The 18122-nt window shown below is 42.7% G+C and carries 11 protein-coding genes; 1 reads left to right on the top strand and 10 read right to left on the bottom strand.

Annotation, left to right across the window (positions count from 1 at the left end):
* Window positions 1-47 precede the first annotated feature (47 nt).
* The 10 genes from DW173_RS16670 to DW173_RS16625 form a co-directional block, all read right to left on the bottom strand.
* Window positions 48-1379 (bottom strand): glycoside hydrolase family 43 protein, encoded by a 1332-nt coding sequence (locus DW173_RS16670; protein ID WP_120144823.1) that lies wholly within the window; start codon window positions 1377-1379, stop codon window positions 48-50.
* Between the two features lie 19 nt (window positions 1380-1398).
* Window positions 1399-3375 carry a glycoside hydrolase family 97 protein gene (locus DW173_RS16665; protein ID WP_120144822.1) on the bottom strand — a complete coding sequence of 659 codons (1977 nt, stop codon included), beginning with the start codon at window positions 3373-3375 and terminating at the stop codon, window positions 1399-1401.
* 20 nt (window positions 3376-3395) lie between these two features.
* Window positions 3396-5840, bottom strand: a complete 2445-nt coding sequence (locus DW173_RS16660) for a TIM-barrel domain-containing protein (protein ID WP_120144821.1) — start codon at window positions 5838-5840, stop codon at window positions 3396-3398.
* A 25-nt stretch (window positions 5841-5865) separates the two neighbouring features.
* A complete protein-coding gene (locus DW173_RS16655; protein ID WP_120144820.1) occupies window positions 5866-7593 on the bottom strand; it encodes a glycoside hydrolase family 43 protein in 1728 nt (575 codons plus the stop codon).
* Window positions 7594-8025: 432 nt separating this feature from the next.
* Window positions 8026-10611 carry a xylan 1,4-beta-xylosidase gene (gene xyl3A / locus DW173_RS16650; RefSeq protein ID WP_120144819.1) on the bottom strand — a complete coding sequence of 862 codons (2586 nt, stop codon included), beginning with the start codon at window positions 10609-10611 and terminating at the stop codon, window positions 8026-8028.
* Window positions 10612-10707: 96 nt separating this feature from the next.
* Window positions 10708-12306, bottom strand: a complete 1599-nt coding sequence (locus DW173_RS16645; RefSeq protein WP_120067149.1) for a glycoside hydrolase 43 family protein — start codon at window positions 12304-12306, stop codon at window positions 10708-10710.
* A gap of 295 nt (window positions 12307-12601) precedes the next feature.
* Complete coding sequence (locus DW173_RS16640; RefSeq protein WP_120144818.1) at window positions 12602-13618, bottom strand: zinc-binding alcohol dehydrogenase family protein; 1017 nt, start codon at window positions 13616-13618, stop codon at window positions 12602-12604.
* A 25-nt stretch (window positions 13619-13643) separates the two neighbouring features.
* Window positions 13644-14936 carry an L-fucose:H+ symporter permease gene (gene fucP, locus DW173_RS16635; protein ID WP_120144817.1) on the bottom strand — a complete coding sequence of 431 codons (1293 nt, stop codon included), beginning with the start codon at window positions 14934-14936 and terminating at the stop codon, window positions 13644-13646.
* A 38-nt stretch (window positions 14937-14974) separates the two neighbouring features.
* Complete coding sequence (locus DW173_RS16630) at window positions 14975-15898, bottom strand: amidohydrolase family protein (RefSeq protein ID WP_120144816.1); 924 nt, start codon at window positions 15896-15898, stop codon at window positions 14975-14977.
* Window positions 15899-15913: 15 nt separating this feature from the next.
* Window positions 15914-16846: an aldo/keto reductase gene (locus DW173_RS16625; RefSeq protein ID WP_117610632.1), complete on the bottom strand. Its 933-nt coding sequence runs from the start codon at window positions 16844-16846 to the stop codon at window positions 15914-15916.
* Between the two features lie 179 nt (window positions 16847-17025).
* Here DW173_RS16625 and DW173_RS16620 point away from each other — a divergent pair, with 179 nt between their 5' ends.
* Entirely contained in the window at window positions 17026-18054 is a 1029-nt protein-coding gene (locus tag DW173_RS16620) for a LacI family DNA-binding transcriptional regulator (protein ID WP_120144815.1), read from the top strand.
* The last annotated feature ends 68 nt before the right edge of the window (window positions 18055-18122 follow it).

The following is an 18122-nucleotide window of genomic DNA, read 5'->3' as shown; positions in this document are numbered from 1 at the left end:
TACACTGATTATAAGCACATTACAATCTTATTTTTTTTGAATAAAAGCTATTCAAATTCCCAATAATCCAGATTGAAAAGTTTGTTTCCTTTCTCTCCTTTAAAGCAGAAATAAAGATCATGTACACCCTTTGCATTCTTTATCCGGCATGACATCTGTTTATATATATCCAGTCCTCCTGTCGGTGATATACTGACACTGCCTATTACCGGACCTTCAGTGCTGTCCAGACGAATTTCTATCATTCCGCCTTTTTCAACACAAGCTGCGCTTACACTGAATTTCTTTGCTCCCTTCTTGCCAAAGTCGACACCACGCACACACAGATATTCATTATCATCAATATCGGTTATATACAAACCACCATTCTTATGATTTTCAGCTTTAAGACCATATCCCCAAGCCATCGTTTCAGCTTCCACTCTACGGTAAGGATTAAAGTTTTCAATCTGTTCCAGTTTCGTCTCCTGCCAATAAGGAACTTCCTTAATAGTTCCATCCGGATTATAATGCATTTTTGCAACAGAGACCGAACGGCGTTCCTTATGATCCAAAGTCTCCAAATGAAGCAAATCATAATTTAGGCCAAATACATAAGAGCTACCTTTATAATCGATAATTCCAGGATGATTTCCTCTACTCCGCTCTGTTGGACGCATAATATATCCTTTTGTACTCCATGGTCCGGTAGCTTTGTCGCTCATGGCATAGCCAATCCCTTCCGGGCAACAAGTTGAAGCGAAAGCCATGTAATAATGCCCGTTCCGTTTATACACCCACGGACCTTCCTGGTAATGTTCCGGTTTATTTTCCACTTGTACAATTTCCCCCGAATATGAAATCATATCCTCATTCAGTTTCACATAATAAACATTCGGATTGCCCCAATACATATACGCTTGTCCGTCATCATCAATAAATACGGTCGGGTCAATGTCATACCAATGCTCCTTCTGCCAAACCAACGGTTTGTTCAATGGGTCTTTAAAAGGACCGTAAGGAGAGTCGGAGACCAATACGCCAATACCATTACCATGAATCGGGCAATACATATAAAATTTGCCATTACGTTCGATGACTTGTTCTGCCCAGGCACCGTTATCACGTTTCACCCAATCAAAACTCTTCAGAGAAGCGACAGCTCCATGATCGGTCCAATTGACCATATCGGTGGAAGTATAAAGTAACCAGTCCAACATTTTGAATCCTTCGGCATCATCCTCATCATGAGTTGTATAAAGGAAAACGGTATCATTATATACCATCGGAGCCGGATCAGCGGTATATTTTGTTTGGATAATAGGATTTTGTGCAGTTCCTGAAGTGGCGGCAGTCATTGCCAACAAAAACGACACGCCTAAAAATTTTAAGTTTCTCATATTCTTTTATTTTAAATGGTTATTTGGTTATTAATACTCCACCATTGCAAGGAATAGCCAATTGCAATTCTTGTTTCTTTCCTATTTCTATTTGTTTTACGCTACCCTGCAATGCCTTATCATCACTAAACAGTCTCACCTTTTCCCCATTGGAGAACATCGGCAAATTAACTTTAAGTTTCAGTGTTTCCTTCTGCGCATTTACTCCGGCAATATACCATTTGTCTCCATGACGACGGGCAAGAATAACGTATTTACCAGGATAACCGTCAATGAAACGTACCTCATCCCAAGTCGTTGGAACCTCTTTCATAAAATCAATAGCCCATGCAGGAGCATCGGTCAGATTATTCGGTGCCAGAGCAAAATGCTGTACCGGACTCTGAAATAGAACCGCCGTAGCCAGTGCGTAGACATCTGATGTCACCCGCCGGCTTCCCCGTGGAGCATTATCCGCATTATAATATTTGTTCAATGCACTACCTCCAAAATCCATGCTACCCACAGTATTACGAATAAACGGGTGCAAAGTAGCATTAAAGGCCTCATTATCACAGCTGCCTTGAGAGAAATGAAGATTTTCACTAGCCAATACAGCCTCACTCGATGCGAAGTTAGGATACATACGTTCCCAGCCACGAGGCAAAGTACATCCATGGAAAATAACTAAAAGACCGTACTCGTTTGCATCCGACAAGATATCCTCATACAACTGCATAGTCATTTGCTTGTCACCTCCGAAAAAGTCAACTTTTATTCCACGGATACCAATGCTTTGCATCCATTTCATCTCCTTACGTCTGGCTATCGCATTATCCATAATACCTCTCGGAGTTTGCGGAGCATCATTCCAATACCCATTCGAATTATACCACAAATAAAGAGCTACCCCTTTGTTCTTCCCATATTTAGCCAATTCTTCAATTTTATCACGTCCTATTTGTTTATCCCACAAGGCATCCACCAACACAGATTGATACCCCATTGCTGCCGAAAAATCAATATACCGGAGTTGCTCTTTATAATTAGTACTTCCATCCATACCGATGATCCAACTCCATGAACCCCTGCCATACGTATACTCTCCTTTTGCCGGATAAAGCGGTTTTACAACATCAAAAGGAACCGTTGTCTCCACTATTGGAGCCAAAGTCTTGCCCACAGTAATAGTACGCCAAGGCGTCTCGCCCGGCAATGCTATCCCCGGAGAAACCGTACCATTCCCATTTGCTTCACCTTCTTGCGGAAATCCGATTGTATACGTTCCTCCTTTGTGTCCCAACAGACGGCTCGCACAATATCCACCATTTACTCCCGTTTCGGAAACAAGCACCCAACCGTTATCTCCATTACGGAACAGACAGGGAAATGTATATCCTTCTCCCCAGCCATTTTTGCCTGCGACATCATCTGCCGTATAAGACGTCTCATAACTTGGAGAAGTACGGGCAAATCCTCCCATCGGTTTGCTTTGCGGACAAAGGAAAGTGGTGGTTCCGTCAGGAAACGCAAATCCTGTGACTTCTTGCTTAACCACGCAACTTAGTGTCTCACCTTGCGGATACATCTTATATTTAAAAGCAACATCGTTATTACTTATGCGGAATATAACATCATAAATTGTTTTCCCTTGTTGCGTAAACGAAAATACAGCTTCATTGGCCACATAACGAACCTTGCTCTGCTTAATAGAAGCCAACTCGTATGTTTCATCTATTTTATTGGTTGAAACATTCTTCTCCAGCGACATCCCCGATGAGAAATCTCCTATATTTGCAATAATCCCCAATGGAGATGGCTTCAAAAAAAGAACATTGTCATAACTAACAGAATAAGAAGGTCTTCCATCCATATCTGCGACTGTTACTACCAACTTTCCATCAGGACTTGTTATCTGTTTATTTTCTGCACTTGCAACACTACTACCCAATAGCATAGCCATTACTATAAAAAACTTCATCATATTTCTACTTTTTAGATTCTTTTCTACTGACATAATCACACATTTTATTACAATCAAAACTCTACAGAAATCGCTTTCCCATTATAATCGACGTTTTTTTGAGTCCCGTCCTGAAGGGTTACAGTAAACTTACGGTTCTTCAACATTCCCTCATACGCACCTTTTCTTGCCCCTATCGTCAATTTACGAGATATATTATTCCAAGAGATTGGAATTTCCGCATAAGCTCCTTTTTCGTAATTGTAATTATCAAATTCATCTTCATATAAAATGAAGTTTCCATTCGCACCCGCATACACCTTCAATTCAAGATGATCCCACGGTTTTTCAGTTGCATACTGAACTTGTGGACCGACAGGAATAATACTACCCGCTTTTACATACAATGGAATAACATCAAGTGTAGTCTCTTTGGTAATTTCCTTTCCGCCTTCATGTTTCTCGTTTGTCCAGAAATCATACCATAGCGTTCCTGCCGGTAAGTATATGTTAGTAGATTTCGTTTCCATGAAATCCACAGCAGCGTCAGTTTTTGTTTTTTTCGCTCCATCTCTGTTCCATCCTTCTTCTTCGGAAACTTTTACCACAGCTTCCGGTGTATATTGTGCATGAGTAATCGGAGCCACAAGGATCGATTTTCCAAACATATATTCGTCATTGATATCCCACACCTTTCTGTCATCTACAAAATCCATCATCAAAGCGCGCATAAAACTCGATTGACGATTGCTTACCTCCCAAGAAGTAGAATAAATATAAGGCAACAGAGAGTAACGTAAACCTATCATCTTCTCGATAGCATCATATACAGACTCGCCTTTCTTTCCGAACTTATAGATTTCCCTATAAACATCCGTCCCGTGCGAACGCATCATCGGATTGAACGTTCCAAACTGCAACCAACGCACATAAAGCTCCTGATACAATGGATTTTTTGAAGCACTATCATCATTCCAGCTTTTATTATAATGTCCTGCAAAAAAGCCACCAATATCACTATTCCAGTGAGGCATACCACACAAAGAGAAGTTTAATCCGGCAGGAATCTGATTTCTAAAACTCTCCCATGTGGAAGCGACATCACCACTCCATACATTTGTACCATAACGTTGCTGCCCCAAGAATCCCGAACGGGTTAAAATAAACACGCGTTTGTCCAAAGTCACTGCACGCTGATGGTCGTAAACCCCTCCGACAGTCATCAACGGATAAGCATTGCGCACCTTACGGAACGAGCCCAGATAGGTTTTGGTATCCATATCCTCCGGCTTCCAGTCCAAATGGTCGGGTTCGGTAGAGTCCATCCACCAGGCATCCATTCCCAGTTTGAAAATTCCATCATTCAGATATTTCCAATAAATATCACGCGCTTCGGGATTGTAAGCATCATACACTCTTACACCGGAAGGATATTCCATGTTGGGGGGCCATGACTCCAATCCCGATTGCGGCCAGGTAGTGAAGTTAAACAACATCCCTTTTTCATCCAATTCTCTATAAGGTTTGGTCATCGGTCCGAATGACGACCAGATAGATATAGCCATGTGTGCGTTCATCGCATGGACATCCTCAATCATCTTTTGAGGATGATTGAAAGTCGGATTCTGAAAATCCATCGCATTCCACAAATAGTTATGCCCCCAATATTGCCAGTCCTGAATAATACCATCCAAGGGAACACCCAATTCACGATATTTACGAACAACGTCTACCACTTCCTCCTGGCTCTTATATCTTTCTTTACTTTGCCAGTAACCATAAGTCCACAAAGGAAACATCGGTGCTTGCCCGGTCAAGCTGCGTACTTGTGCTATTACACCATCGGCATCCTTCCCATACATGAAATAATAGTCTACACAGTCACCTACTTCAGAACGGAAAGATGTTTCAACTTCGCTGTCCGTAAAAAGAGTCGGCGAATAGTTATCCCAAAACACACCATATCCTTTAGTAGACTGGAAGAAAGGTGACACATCTTCAACATTTCCCTGTATCAGATTTTTAGTCATGTTCCGCTGAATCATCTTTCCATTTTGCAATTGTCCCAAACCATAAATGGCTTCCTCCTTATCTAATATAAAAGGTTGATAAACCTGATAAGTTTTTGTCCCGGCATCATCGAAATCGATAAACTGCATACCGGATTTCTCTGCCAATAATGATTTGCCATCCTTTGAGAAATAAGAAACAATTCCCGTCCCGGTGTCCACACTGACACTTAGTTCACTGGTGTTCAATACAATCTTATTATCTTGTATATCAGCTTTAAAACTCACCTTTTCAGGTTTGGCAATTACAGAAAGACTCTGTTTTTCATAGGCAACACCTTCCGGTGACTTTATTACTCTCGCCACAGCAGGCGCAAAGAATTGTACTTCTATATCCACTGCATTTACAGTGGTTTTGATACCGGACGATGTTTTCTGATAGTTCTGTGCGAATAAGATATTTGTGCTGAAGCATAAACATATACCCCAAAATAGATGATGTATTTTCATAATTATAGAATGATAAGGTTTCTAATTAATAACCAACAGATGTTGCATACAGTCCAATCATTGCTCCTGTAAAGCCACCAGCCTCATTAGTAGAAAGAATATCGCCGGAAACGGTTCCTCCTAAATTTAGGAAACTCTTGCCATCAATCGAATAATTAAAACGATAATCATCTCCATTAGCTGTTACTTGCAGTGTCACAGGTTTCTCTGTTTCTATCTTCACCTCACCTAGGACACTCGCTTGTCCTTTCTCGGTTCTTTGCAGTATCAGGTAATAGTCTTTCCCCTTTTTAGTGATACCGAAAACATAGTGATATCTTTCATTTTGATAACATGTTATACCGGCAAAATCTTTCTCATTTTTCGGTTTATACTCCATGGTTGCTGCCGCTGTAAATTGATTATGCTGCTGACGGTAGAACAAGGTAGAAGTAGGTTTCACTTCATTGATATTTGAGGTAAAAGGGATGATCCGCAACCCTTTATCGGTCATCTCAACGAAATCTTCACGAGGACCTCTAAGACCGATCCATCTAAGGTCTAATGTCTTATCGGAGAAATCATCCTTAAAGACAAAGTTGCCACTAGGCAAATAACCGTTTTTCCCTGTTTGGTTCTCAACTCCCGAAGGCATCTCCAATGTAGGTTTCATAGGGATAAGCCCATTCTCGAAAACAGGAAATGTTCCGCTCCAGTCCACCGGAAGAATAAAAGTTTCGCGTCCGGTATTCACTCTGTTCTTCTCATTGGGGCGTATTCCTAAAAATACACCATAATATTTTCCGTCGGGTCCCTCCACTAAGTCTGCATGACCAGCCCAGTCCACTTTATCCGACCGATTTGCAGGAAAATAACGTTGAGTCAAAATAGGATTATTATTTGCCGGGAGATAAGGTCCTTTCGGATGATCACTTACAAAAATGACTTCGCTATGCCAGCCTCCGGTTCCTCCTTCCGCACACATTAAATAATAACGTCCATCTTTCTTATAGATATGAGGAGCTTCAATCCATATCGGCTTTTCTTCTATATTGACGCCACCGTTTACGATGATCCGGTCCGTTCCCGGAACCACTTTATCATTCTCCACATCATAATCCCATATTTTTATGACACGGTGTCCCGAATAACGTTCTTCTCCCTGAGCAGGAGCATCATTATGTACCACGTATGCCTTGCCATTATCATCAAAGAAAAGAGAAGGATCAATGCCTTCAAATTGAAGTTTGATCGGATCACTCCAGCCATTCTCCGGATTCTTCGTCTTTACCACCATATTTCCAAAGCCGCCGGAAAATTGAGTGGTTATCATATAAAACGTATCATTATGGGGATTATATCTTATAGCAGGAGCATATACACCAGCACTAATACCACAATCTTCAACCTTTAATTGTGACGTTCTGTCCAGCACATGACCGATTTGTTTCCAGTTGACCAGATCATTAGAATGGAAAATAGGTACCCCGGGAAACATAGCAAAAGATGAGCACACTAAATAATAATCATTCCCTTTCCGCGTTATACTCGGATCGGGATAGCAACCCTGCAAAATAGGATTATAGAACTCACCTGGCTTTAAAGAATTGTTTTGATAAATAGCATCCTCCCCCTGATAAATAAATTGCGTAAAGACAGGAGCATTTTTTGTTATTTTACCCTTGCCACTCACCTCCATATTAAAAAACAGCATAATAAATACGACAAGCCCCACGGATTGCCAGCCCGACAAAATCAATTTTAATGTTCTCATATTATCACTTTTTATTTTCTATAATTTTCTGTTCTATAGTAGTGTTTGCAAATGTATCGATTCGGTTTTATCATATATGTACAATCATGATACAGGCATCTATATACAGGTTACATTTATCACAGACATGTAACATGATTCTTTTCTGATGTAACAAAAAGCCTCAAAACAGAAAAATGGTAAGATAAATAACTACATTACCTATTATTTCAGCACTTTTATTCCCCATCATGTAAAAGACTGAATATCAAATATTAGCAAATATTCATTTTCCTTTAAAGGAAAGCCCCCGTTGGTTTAAAAGAAACGGAGGCTTGGTTTAAAAGAAACGACCCGTTCCTTTTAAAGGAACAAGGTCGTTCTTTCTTTATTCATTCAATAAATAAATCCGGATTGTCTATCTGTAAAAATAAACAAAATTCCAAAGCGGTATTACTGTACGTTCATTACAATCGTTTTCAACTTATTTCTATCAGAAGTTCCTCCATACAGTAATTCATAAGTACCTTCCAACGGACGCATCGTATTCGACTCTGCATCAAACCATTCAAAGTTCTCACCGGTAAGAGGAATAGCTACTGATTCAGTTTTCCCTGCCGGAATATGAACGCGTTTGAAAGCACGCAAAGTATAACGGGGACCTTCCTTATCACCCGGACGTCTCAAATAAACCTGAACCACCTCTTCTCCATCACGTTGCCCGACATTGCTTACCGGAATAGTCAATACTACATTTTCACCTTTCGCGATTGTATTCTTGCTCAATTTAGCTTCTCCATAAGTAAACGTAGTATAACTCAACCCATGACCGAATGGGAAAAGTGGTTGCTGTTGCATATATCGATAGGTACGCCCCTTCATAGAATAGTCTTCAAAGTCCGGCAATTGATTCACATCCTTATAGAAAGTGACCGGCAGGCGTCCACCGGGATTATACTCTCCCCAAAGAGCATCAACGATAGCTGTACCACCCGCCTGTCCCGGATACCATGCCTGCAGAATCGCTTCACAAGTAGTCGTTTCGGGCACTAGTCCGATAGCTGAACCGGAATAATTGATAAAGACAACCTTTTTACCAGCCTTCTTCAAAGCTTTCAACAAATCACGTTGAACGTCCGGAAGTTCAATATCCGTACGGTCACCACCCTTAAATCCGGGAACTTCTACCGGCATTTCCTCACCTTCCAGACTTGGAGAAATTCCACCAGCAAAAAGAATCACATCAGCATCCATTACTCTCTTCACTGCGAAGTTCAAGTCGATCCCGACCTCTTTGCCCAAATCAAAATCAAGTGTAGCCCTTTCATTCCGTTGTTTGAATAAAATCTCGATATGATACTCTTTTCCAGCTTTCGCCTGTAACGTATAGAGGTTCGTCGGATTCTTAACATATATTTTCTGAGCCACTTGCTCACCATTTATAATAAGAGTCACTTCACCATCCAGTTGGAAACGGAAAGCAACATCACCGGACTGCGAAGGACGAAAGACAGATTCATAACGAGCCGAGAAATTAGTAATTTCCACACCAGGCGCAAACGTAGTAGCCCCTGTTGTTGCAAAATGGAACGGAGTAGAAATCTGGTCAGTAGTGACCACTTCCCCTTCACGATCACGATTATTCCAATATTCTGCCAAGAAACCGGGTTTACCATTTATGCTACATTCATCAAACAGGCTTTGAAGTGTCTTTCCGTCCACACGGTCACAACCCGGTTCGTATATGATTTGTCCTTCCGGTAGTTTGGCACGGACAGCTTCCAATAAGGTAACCGTATGTGCCGGAATACCGTTATAATTTCCCCACTGCATCACGGAGTCATTGGCATTAGGTCCCATAACAGCTACTTTCAGATGGGTATTCAGAGGCAGGATGTTGTTTTTATTCTGCAAGAGCACCAATGATTCACGGGCCATACGCAAAGCCAATGCCTGATGTTCCTTACTATTCAACACAGAGGTTGGAATTTCCGACCAAGCCGGTTGTTCGTCCATTTCTCCCAGTTCAAAACGTGCCGTCAACAAACGTTTCAATGAAATATCTATTTCTTTTTCGTCAATCAAACCGGCTTTTACAGCATCCGCCAGTGATGCATATTCACTTCCACATTCAAGGTCTGTACCTGCCCGCACGGCACCAGCCGAGGCGTGTTCCTTATCCGGGTGAGTCTCATGCGTTCCCGGTCTATAGAAATCGGAAATCGCTCCACAGTCAGAGACTACAATGCCTTTGTATCCCCATTCATCCCGCAATATTTGCATCAACAGGCGATTACTGCCACAACAAGGCTCTCCCTCAAAACGATTATAGGCACACATCACTTCCTTTACATGCGCTTTCTGTACCAAATCTTTAAAAGCAGGCAGATAGGTTTCCCATAAATCCCGGGGATCTATATTCTCCGCATCAAAACTATGCCGGTTCCACTCCGGTCCTGAATGAACGGCAAAGTGCTTGGCACATGCGTGCAGCTTATCATACCCGGCATCTTCCGGTCCTTGCAAACCACGGACTACAGCCATTCCCATTTGTCCTGTCAGATAAGGGTCTTCACCATAAGTTTCCTGACCGCGTCCCCAACGAGGGTCACGGAATATATTGACATTCGGTGTCCAGAATGTTAATCCCTGATAGCGTTTCAGCACGCCGCTTTCACCGAAAATACGCGATTTTACGCGAGCCTCATCGGAAGTGGCATTGAACACTTCATATAATAATGAATCATTAAAAGAAGCTCCCATACCGATAGACTGGGGAAAAACAGTAGCCAATCCGGCACGTCCCACACCGTGCAACGCTTCATTCCACCACTCATATTCTTTAATTCCCAGTCGAGGGATAGCAGGTGACGCATTTTGCATTAATGATACTTTTTCTTCCAAAGTCAACCGGGGCAACAAATCCTCCGCCCGTTGTTCCGCCGTTAAAGAAGTGTCCTGGTAAGGCAGCAATTGCTTACATGCCGAAAACGATAACACCAAACAAACACCCATAATCGGTATCCAACCTCTTTTCATAATATTATACTTATTAGTTATGATTAATTTGGAAACAAAAATAGCCTATTTTCCAATAAAACAATGTTTCATTGGTTACAAATACATATTTGTTTGTTACATTGACGCATCACAGAACGAATAATCAAAAGAGTCCACATCTACATAACCGCCTACAGAACGTGTAGCATAGTTAAATATGGCAAACTTACTGCCCATAAACATACGGGTGTAGTCAAATTTCATCTTGACAGGCAGACCAACAGGTATCCATGCTTTCCCATCAAGACTATAAGAAAAACGAGCCTCATCCCGTCCATTGGTAAAGTCACCTTCCACACGCAAGTAGACAAGCTCTTTGTTAAGAGGTATACGGGCTTGTTCGGTCATATCCACACGGCTAATGGCACGCTTCGTTTTCTCAAACACGCTTTTCTGTTCACTCATCACAAGAGACAGTTTATTTCCGTTCTTTTCAATCGTAAGCACACCGCTGTCACCATTAAAAGCCGATAATCCTGCACGGTCACCATCTTTCATCCCCCCCAGAGAGAGACTGACAGTGCCCATACATTTCGGTCCTACCATACGTTGGGTCAACGTATTGGGAGCAACAAACAGGTTATCTACCACACGGGAGGTTTTCAAACGCAGAAATCCGGGACGGTCGGTAAGACTCCATGCCTGATCGACGGGGTTATGATTCCACTGCCAATAGAGGGAAAGCCCGGAAGCGGAAAAATCATCCGAACCGCAGATACCATCCATTGACATATACGACAAAGTGGTATCATTCGGAATGCGCCCATCCTTGTCTCCCAGCATAGGCCAACCATCTTCCGTCCATGTACAAGGCATAAGACACGGCACACGTCCTACGCCACCACGATCCTGAAAAATCAGTCCGTACCATTCACCGTTTTTCCCGTCTACGATGCATCCCTGACCAACACCGCCATGCCCGTCGAACTCCGTTTCAAGAATGACACGCTTTTCGTAAGGTCCGGTAATCTTATCGGCACGATAGCATACTTCACGACGCAGACGGCCGGGAATACTCCAATCCATAGAAATCATCAGCAAGTAATATTTCCCATTATACTTGATGACGGAACTACCTTCCAACAGACCTTGTTCGTCAGCATCCCGTTCAAATATTTGCTGATTGATGCCACCGGGAAGTACATCGGTCAAATCGGTTTTCAACTCCGTAAGCTGTCCCGTACTGTGAAAGAGATACACCCGCCCGTCATCATCAAACAGAAGCGAACCGTCATGGAAATGCGGAGGACGCGAAAGAAGTTTCCAGGGACCGGCCGGATCTGTCGCAGTATAGACAAACCCACGTCCGGGCGCGCCATTGGCTGTAAACCAGACATAGAATTTACCGTCATGATAGCGGATAGATGATGCCCATTGTCCTTGCCCGTAAGCAGTGCCTTCGAGCAAATCATAACGAGGACCATCGTCAATGCGAGAAAATACGTAGCTGATAGTTTCCCAATGTTTCATGTCCGGCGAACGCATGATAGGCGCCCCCGGCATCAGGTGCATAGTAGTGGAAACCATGTAAAAGTAATCGCCTGCGCGACATACTGACATATCGGGCACGTCAGCATAAAGAATAGGATTACGGTATTGTGCTCCGGCTGATAGCGGGAAGAACAATGTAAAAAGAGTACACAGCAGAATAGTGTTGATTTTTGTTTTCAGCATAATCATCGTTTTTTTATTAACTGGCTACATTATCTATTATTTGAAAGCTAATTATTTAAAATGTTCCTTGTTATCTTCCACATCACAAAAATAGAAAATGCAAACAGATATATTGCCCAAAGTATGCTACATGATTTCTTTGTGATGCTACATATCGAATGAAGAATGTTACATCTATATTTACTCATGTTACATCACCCTATCTCCCAAAGAGAGGAGACTGTATTCAGCCTCCTCTCACTTATTACATACCCGAACAACAGGTATCAACAACTATTCTTATTACAAGAACTTATCAGAACTCAACCAGTATACGGAACACCTTTCCCGGATTAGCCGTCCATTCCTGCATAGCGTCCAAAGCTCCTTCCGGTTTGGCAATCTTCGAAATCAGTTCTTCCACCGGACAGTTGCCTTCTTTCATATAATTAATAACCGCACGGAAATCTGCCGGCAACGCATTTCTGGAACCACGGATATCCAGTTCTTTCTGAACGAAATATTTCGTTTGGAAAGCTACTTCGCTCTTGGCATAGCCGATGCAAACCACACGCCCCGTGAATCCGACTTCATCCACCGCCATCACATAAGTGACCGGACTGCCGACAGCTTCAATCACCACATCGGCACCGAAGCCCTCTGTTATCTGTTGCATCCGTTCGTGTACATTTTCTGTCTTGGAGTTAATCACATAAGAAGCACCTACCTTTTTCGCCAGTTCCAGTTTCTCGTCATCCAAGTCGACAGCAATGACTGTTGCTCCTCTCAAAGCAGCACGTACAATGGCACCGATACCAATCATACCGCAGCCAATAACCATCACCAACTCATTATCGATCACCTGCGCACGAGATACCGCATGGAATCCGACACTCATCGGCTCAATCAACGCACAATCGCGAGGAGAGATATTACCAGCCGGAATAATCTTCGTCCAAGGTAAAACTGCATATTCGCACATCACTCCATTGCGCTGTACCCCTAACGTTTCATTATGCTCACAGGCATTGACACGACCATTACGACAGGAAGCACATTTACCACAATTGGTATATGGATTCAATGTCACGTTCATCCCTTTTTCAAAGCCAGCCGGAACATTCGGACCAATCTCCTCAATCACCGCTCCTACCTCATGTCCCGGGATTACCGGTAACTTCACCATTGGGTTACGTCCTAAAAAGGTATTCAGGTCGGAGCCACAGAAACCCACATACTTGATTCTTACTAATACTTCACCGACACCAACGGTCGGTTTTTCCAGTTCAACCACCTTCATTTCGGAGGGATTGACAATTTGAACTGCTTTCATTGGATATGTTTGATAAATAAATTTATTAATCGATTACTTTATAACCTTTCCAGCCGTAATATGCACAGAAGACAAAACAAATCATCGGTACACAATAGGCCATATAATAGATATGCTCATTGGCATGCATGAAATAAGCCGTCAACTGTGGCAGGCAGGCATTGCCGACAATAGCCATTACCAGAAATGCCGAACCGCTCTTTGTCTGATTCCCCAGTCCTTTTAGCGCCAATGAGAACTGCGTGGGGTACATTATAGACATAAAGAAAGAGATAGCCAACATTGCGTATAGCCCGATCATACCTCCCCATATCATCACTACCCCGCACAAAAGAATATTCATCAAGGCGTAAACCAGTAGCATATCCTGTGGACGGAATTTCACCATCAATCCGGTACCGATCCAACGCCCCAAAAGAAATGCGAGCATATACAATCCGAAGAAGGTAGTCGCTGTATCTTCCGGCAATCCGGCATAAGTGCAACAGTAAACCAGGAACAAACTGTTTATCGCCGTCTGTCCGCCGTTATAGAAGAATTGCGCAATCACTCCCCACCGCAAATGTGAGTGCTTCAATACACCGAAGTCTATCAGTTTTTCTTTCTGGCTGCCCTCTTTCGTTTTACCCGAAGAAGTCGTTTTATCGGAAGAAGCCGTTTCTCCTTCGTCCCCAATCTTTGGCAATTTTGAAAAGATGAAGACAACAGCTATGGCAATCAACAGTATAGCCAATATCAGATAAGGGAGTTTCATGGCATCCGTTTCCAATTGGATATAGGCCTGCCAGCCTCCCGGATAATCTACAGGAAGGGTCTCTCGCGTGTAATGAGTTCCGCTAAGGATAAGCTTACTCAAAAACATGGCAGCGATAAAAGCTCCGAGTCCATTGAAAGACTGCGCCAGATTCAATCGGCGGGGAGCTGTTTCGGGGGCTCCTAAAACCGTCACATACGGATTGGCAGCCGTCTCCAGAAAGCACATTCCCGTAGCGATAATAAAGAAGATACAGAGGTAAGCCCAATATTCTTTTAAAATGGCGGCAGGAAAGAAAAGCAGGCCTCCGATTGCTGCTAATACCAGTCCGAAAATAATTCCCGCCTTATAGCTGTAACGTTTCATAAACATCGCTATGGGGATGGGGAAAATAAAATAAGCCAACCAGTAGGCAGTCTCGGTAAAAGAGGCTTCAAAGGTATTCAGTTCACATGTCTTCATCAATTGCCGGATCATCGTGGGAAGCAGATTGCTGCTTATCGCCCACAGAAAGAAAAGGCAGAAAACTAACGCTAAAGGTATTGTATATGTATTCTTTTTCATGGTATAAATCTAGTTTTACGATAAGGATGTTTTCTCTATCATTCGGACATGTTCTTGATGTAAGGAAGTACGGGGAGATCCGTGAATCCATAGAAGTTCCGGGCATTTTCTCCCAAAAAGAGTCTTTTGTCCTCTTCCGCCAACTCGGAAGATTTCACCACAAAATCGTATGACATCTTGTAGGTGATTGCTGTAATGGTGCGCGGATAGTCCGATCCCCACATCAGTTTCTCCATGCCAACTAAATCCGCCGCTTCCCGAATGGCTTTCACTGCTCCTTTGAAAGGATAAAATTCATCATTGAAAAGCCAGGTGATTCCTCCGGATTCAATCATCACATTGGGATGACGTGCCAGGCGGATTTGTTCTTTCCAGCCCGGACGTGTCACCATTCCGAAGTGCCCGACAGCTATTTTTAGGCGGGGACATTCCTGAATAATCTCTTCCATTTCGGGAACCTGTGTTGCTCCGTCAGCCAAATCGATGGAAAGCATGACATTCTGTTCTTCCATAGAATGAAACATCTGCATCATTTCCTCATTATTCAGCATTACCCGTCCCTCTTTTAACAACAAGCGTTGGGCAGGTATTTTTATAGCCTTAAAACCTTTGGCTATAAGCTCTTTCGCCTGCTCCAAAAATCCAGGTTTGCGAAACTCACACATTCCGCAAACAAAGAAACGGTTGGGATAATGGGAAACGACTTCCGACAAATAATCATTCTGAATACCGTCAATAAACTCTTGAGTAATGACAGCCGCAGCCACTTGCGCATAGTCCATATTCGAAAGAAAAACTTCCGCGCTATTCACTCCGTCTATCATAAAGGGCGGAACCATTTGCCGGATTTCTCCCATAAATTCCGAACGGCCATTTTCCAAAGTCCGGATAGGCAATCCGTCCACAACAGTATCCTGTCGTAACCACAGATGGGCGTGCGCATCAATAATTGTATAGTCCATACGAATGACGCTGTTTTATGAGTTTGCCCAACTTACACGTTTCTGCTCTCCGATAATCTCCTGCACTTCCCGAACGAGTTCCCAGTCAATAGGTTCTTTGATGAAAGCGATGTTCTTTTTCACATTCTCCGGATTAGTCGTACTAAACAAAGTCGTTGCTATACGGGGATTGCTGACGGAGAACTGCATAGCCAGCTTCTCAATCGGATAATTCTTAGCTTTGCAATGTTCCATTGCTTTACGGCAAGCCTCTACCAAGGGTTTGGGAGCCGGATGCCAGGCAGGAACACCACGTTCACTCAACAGTCCCATTGAAAGCGGAGAAGCATTAATCACACCGATTTCTTTGGATTCGAAGTAGTCCAGGAAGTCTGCTAATTTATCATCACACAGGCAATAATGGCAGAAGCTAAGCACAGATTCAATCGTACCGCTTGGTGAATGATCGATTACCCATTTCAGGTTTTCGAGTTGCAAGTCGGTAATTCCAACGTGTCCTACCACTCCTTTTTCACGCAACTCAACCAAAGCAGGCAGAGTTTCATTAACTACCTGATTCAAATCGGCAAACTCCACATCGTGTACATTTATCAGATCGATAAAATCTATATTCAGACGTTCCATACTCTCATACACACTTTCTGTCGCACGTTTTGCAGAGTAATCCCACAGATTCACTCCATCTTTTCCATAACGTCCCACTTTGGTAGAAAGGTAATAACGGTCGCGAGGAAGATCTTTAAGTGCCTTCCCTAAAACTGTTTCCGCTTTATAATGTCCGTAATAAGGAGACACATCGATAAAGTTCATTCCTGCCTCAACAGCGGTAAACACAGCCTGAATGCCTTCTTTTTCTTTCAAATCATGGAAAACTCCTCCTAAAGAAGAAGCTCCAAAACTAAGAGATGATACTTTCATCCCTGTCTTTCCGATTTCATGGTATTGCATACTTTTAGGTTTTAAATCATTTTGTATGCGACAAAAATAGGTCAGTAATAGTTTCAGTGCAGCAGAGAGCGGTCGAAAAACCAACGTAACGGTTTACGTAAAAAATATTGCTTCAGATGCTTTTAATTTTCCGGGAATGTGCTTTCTTTGTAAAAAGAATCTAAGTTGCAGACTTTCAAATGGAAAACCGGAAACATACTTCACTCAAAGATCTCGCCCAAGCATTGGGGGTGTCGATTCCTACTGTATCCAGGGCACTAAAAGATAGTCCGGAAATCAGCCGTGAACTTTGCGCCAAAGCAAAGGCACTGGCTAAAGAGATGAACTACCGTCCCAATCCTTTTGCCATGAGCCTGCGGAAAAATGCGCCGCGTATCATCGGAGTGATCGTTCCGGATATTGTCACTCATTTCTTTGCATCAATTCTGAATGGAATAGAGAATATGGCTATTGCCAACGGGTATTTTGTGATTATCACGACCTCGCATGAGTCTTACGAGCACGAAAAAAGAAATATTGAGAATCTGGTCAATATGCGTGTGGAAGGCATCATTGCCTGTCTGTCTCAAGAAACAACCGATTTCTCCCACATCTCCGCCTTGAAAGACATTAATATGCCACTTATCCTGTTCGACCGTGTTTGCCTGACCGACCAGTTTTCTTCGGTCGTAGCGGATGGGGTACAATCAGCGCAAATGGCAACACAACATCTGTTGGATAATGGAAGTAAACGGGTAGCCTTTATCGGTGGAGCCAATCATTTGGATATTGTAAAGAGAAGAAAACATGGTTATCTGGAAGCCTTGCGTGAGAATCGTATTCCTATCGAAAAGGAGCTAGTTGTTTGCCGGAAGATTGATTATGAGGAAGGCAAGATTGCCACAGAAACCTTACTGTCACTTCCACAGCCTCCGGACGCTATTCTTGCCATGAATGACACATTGGCTTTCGCAGCAATGGAAGTCATCAAAAATCATGGCCTCCAGATTCCGGATGATGTGGCAATCATCGGGTATACAGACGAGCAGCATGCTAATTATGTGGAACCGAAATTATCTGCTGTATCACATCAAACTTATAAAATGGGAGAAACTGCCTGCCAGCTACTTATCGACCAGATAAAAGGAGATAAGACTATCAAACAGGTGACGATTCCAACACATTTGCAGATTAGGGAGAGTAGTATAAAATACGACAAGAAAAAATAAAAACAAGACACGATTTATACCTAAAAAGAAAAAGTTATTTGACGTTCTATAAACAATCAAACAACTTT

The organism is Bacteroides sp. AM16-13, from assembly GCF_003602705.1.
GTDB classification, from domain to species: Bacteria; Bacteroidota; Bacteroidia; order Bacteroidales; family Bacteroidaceae; genus Bacteroides; species Bacteroides xylanisolvens.
This window is presented reverse-complemented; position numbering and strand designations above follow the sequence as displayed.

Coding starts and splice junctions, on each gene's coding strand:
- DW173_RS16670 (WP_120144823.1), bottom strand. CDS start 1,379: ATGAGAAACTTAAAATTTTTAGGCGTGTCGTTTTTGTTGGCAATGACT.
- DW173_RS16665 (WP_120144822.1), bottom strand. CDS start 3,375: ATGTCAGTAGAAAAGAATCTAAAAAGTAGAAATATGATGAAGTTTTTT.
- DW173_RS16660 (WP_120144821.1), bottom strand. CDS start 5,840: ATGAAAATACATCATCTATTTTGGGGTATATGTTTATGCTTCAGCACA.
- DW173_RS16655 (WP_120144820.1), bottom strand. CDS start 7,593: ATGAGAACATTAAAATTGATTTTGTCGGGCTGGCAATCCGTGGGGCTT.
- xyl3A (WP_120144819.1), bottom strand. CDS start 10,611: ATGAAAAGAGGTTGGATACCGATTATGGGTGTTTGTTTGGTGTTATCG.
- DW173_RS16645 (WP_120067149.1), bottom strand. CDS start 12,306: ATGCTGAAAACAAAAATCAACACTATTCTGCTGTGTACTCTTTTTACA.
- DW173_RS16640 (WP_120144818.1), bottom strand. CDS start 13,618: ATGAAAGCAGTTCAAATTGTCAATCCCTCCGAAATGAAGGTGGTTGAA.
- fucP (WP_120144817.1), bottom strand. CDS start 14,936: ATGAAAAAGAATACATATACAATACCTTTAGCGTTAGTTTTCTGCCTT.
- DW173_RS16630 (WP_120144816.1), bottom strand. CDS start 15,898: ATGGACTATACAATTATTGATGCGCACGCCCATCTGTGGTTACGACAG.
- DW173_RS16625 (WP_117610632.1), bottom strand. CDS start 16,846: ATGCAATACCATGAAATCGGAAAGACAGGGATGAAAGTATCATCTCTT.
- DW173_RS16620 (WP_120144815.1), top strand. CDS start 17,026: ATGGAAAACCGGAAACATACTTCACTCAAAGATCTCGCCCAAGCATTG.